The 2,627-nt window shown below is 78.2% G+C and carries 3 protein-coding genes; all 3 read left to right on the top strand.

Annotated features, from left to right (window positions below; all coding sequences use genetic code 11):
- Window positions 1-1,141, top strand: a 1,141-nt coding sequence (locus VFW24_03575) for a cobyrinate a,c-diamide synthase (GenBank protein HEX5265830.1), incomplete at its 5' end; no start/stop codon positions are given.
- Window positions 1,134-1,889: a precorrin-2 C(20)-methyltransferase gene (gene cobI / locus VFW24_03570; GenBank protein ID HEX5265829.1), complete on the top strand. Its 756-nt coding sequence runs from the start codon at window positions 1,134-1,136 to the stop codon at window positions 1,887-1,889. The genes VFW24_03575 and cobI, both read left to right, overlap by 8 nt.
- Window positions 1,886-2,627, top strand: a 742-nt coding sequence (cobM, locus tag VFW24_03565; protein HEX5265828.1) for a precorrin-4 C(11)-methyltransferase, incomplete at its 3' end; no start/stop codon positions are given. The genes cobI and cobM, both read left to right, overlap by 4 nt.

Below are 2,627 nucleotides of genomic sequence, written 5' to 3'. Positions count from 1 at the left end.
GCTGGCGGGGCGGGCCGCGGCCGGCGCCGACGTGCTGGTGGTCGAGGGGGTCATGGGGCTCTTCGACGGGGCCGCCGTCCCCGGCCCCGACGCCAGCACGGCGTCGGTGGCCCGGCTGCTGGACGCCCCGGTCGTGCTGGTGGTCGACGCCTCGGCGATGAGCCGCTCGGTGGCGGCGGTGGTCCACGGCTTCGCCACCTTCGAACCCGGCGTGCGGGTGGGCGGGGTGATCCTCAACCGGGTGGGCGGCCCCGGCCATGTCGAGCTCCTGGCCGCCGCCCTGGCCCCGAGCGGGATCCCGGTGCTGGGGGCGCTGGCCCGGGACGACCGGCTGACCTGGCGGGACCGCCACCTCGGGCTGGTGCCGGTGGCCGAGGACCGGGCGGCGGTGGAGGGGTCGGTCCGGGCCCTGGCGGAGGTGGTGGCGGGCGCCGTCGACCTCGACGCCGTGATGGCCCTGGCCCGGTCCGCCCCGGCCGCCCCCGTCGGGGACCCGCCCTTCCCCCGCCCCGCCGGGCGGGCCCGGGTGGCGGTGGCCGGTGGTCCCGCCTTCACCTTCGTCTACCAGGACAACCTCGAGGCGCTGGAGGCGGCGGGGGCCGAGCTGGTCCCGTTCGACCCGGTGGCCGACCCGGCCCTGCCCGCCGGGACCGGCGCCGTCTACGCCGGCGGGGGGTTCCCCGAGGTCTACGCCGCGGCTCTGGCCGCCAACGCCCCGCTCCTCGCCGAGCTGAGGACGCGGGTGGATGGCGGCATGGCGGTATGGGCCGAGTGCGGGGGCCTGTTGTGGCTGGCCCGCCGGCTCGACGGCGCGCCCCTGGCCGGGGTGGTGCCGGCCGACGGCCGGCTCACCGACCGCCTGACCCTCGGCTACCGCACCGCCACGGCGCGCACCGACAGCCCCCTGACCCCCGCCGGCGGGTGTCTCCGGGGCCACGAGTTCCACTACTCCACCCTCGACCCCCCGGGGGACGCTTTCACCCTCGAGGGCCGCAACGGGACGGCCCGGGCGGGCTGGGCCGGCCCCCGCCTGGCCGCCTCCTACCTGCACCTCCACCTCGGCGGGGACCCGGCTCCCGCCTCCCGCTTCGTGGCCACGGCGGCAGCAGCTGGGAGTAGGTTCGCCGGCCGCGGTGCGTGACGACCCTGCCGAGACCGACGTGCGCCCGGCGCTGGTGGGCGTGGGCGTCGGCCCCGGCGACCCCGAGCTCCTGACCCTCAAGGCCCTGGCCGTGCTGCGCGGGGCCGACCGGGTCCTGGCCCCGACCATGGCGGCCGACGCCGAGGGCCGGGCCGAGTCGATCGTGCGGGGGGCGGCGCCGGACGTGGCGGTGGAGCGGGTGGTCTTCGCCATCGTGCCCGACCCGCAGGCCCGGCGGGCCGCCCACGCCGCCGCCGCCGAGCGGGTGGCGGGCTGCCTCGACGCCGGTGAGCGGGTGGCGTTCGTGACCCTCGGGGACCCCAACGTGTACAGCACCTTCCACCACCTGGCCGACGCGGTGCGGGCTCTCCGCCCCGGGGTGGCCGTCGGCACCGTGCCGGGGATCATGGCGTTCCAGGACCTGGCCGCCCGCTCGGGCACCGTGGTCCTGGACGGCTCCGAGCGCCTCCACCTGGTGAGCGCGGTCGAGGGGGCGGGGGCGCTCGACGTCCCGCTGGCCGACCCCGACGCGGCGGTGGTCGTCTACAAGGGGGGCCGCCACCTGCCCGAGCTGGCCGCCCGGCTCGACGCAGCGGACCGGTTGGACGGGGCCGTCCTCGGGGAGCTCCTCGGGCTGCCCGGGGAGCGGGTGGCGCCGCTGGCCGAGGCGGCGGACGGACCGGGCTCCTACCTGGCCAGCGTGCTCGTGCCCCCGCGCCGGGAGGCCGGGCGGAAGGAGGCCCGGTGATCTCGTTCGTCGGCGCCGGGCCGGGGGCTCCCGACCTGATCACCCTCCGAGGGCGGGACCGCCTGGCCGCCGCCGACGTGGTGGTGTGGGCCTCGTCCCTCGTGCCGGAGGCTCTCCTGGACCACGCCCGCCCCCGGGCCGAGGTGCACGACTCGAAGTCGATGACCCTCGAGGACGTGCTGGGGGTGTACCGGTCCCACCCCGACGCCGCCGTCGTCCGCCTCCACTCGGGTGACCCGGCCGTCTACGGCGCCATCCAGGAGCAGATCGACTGGTGCGTGGCGGAGGAGCGCGACTTCGAGATCGTCCCCGGGGTGAGCTCGCTGGCGGCGGCGGCGGCCGCCCTCGGCCGGGAGCTGACCATCCCGGGCGTGAGCCAGAGCGTGGTGCTCACCCGCCTGGCGGGGCGCACGGCGGCCAGCATGCCCGAGCGCGAGTCGGTGGCGGCCTTCTCGGCCCTGGGCGCCACCATGGCGGTGTTCCTCTCCGCCGCCCGCCCCCGGGAGCTGGAGGAATCGCTCCTGGCGGCGGGCTCGGCCTACGGCCCCGACACCCCGGCGGCGGTGGTGGTGCGGGCGTCGTGGCCCGACCAGCAGTTGGTGCCCACGACCGTCGGGGAGCTGGCCGCCACGCTCGACCGGGTCGGGGCCCGCACGACGGTGCTGGTGCTGGTGGGCGGCGCCCTGGCGGGCAGCGGGGGGCGGAGCCATCTGTATTCGCCCGGCTTTGCCCATCAGT

It is taken from the genome of Acidimicrobiales bacterium, from assembly GCA_036273495.1.
Classification (GTDB): domain Bacteria; phylum Actinomycetota; class Acidimicrobiia; order Acidimicrobiales; family JAJPHE01; genus DASSEU01.
This window is presented reverse-complemented; position numbering and strand designations above follow the sequence as displayed.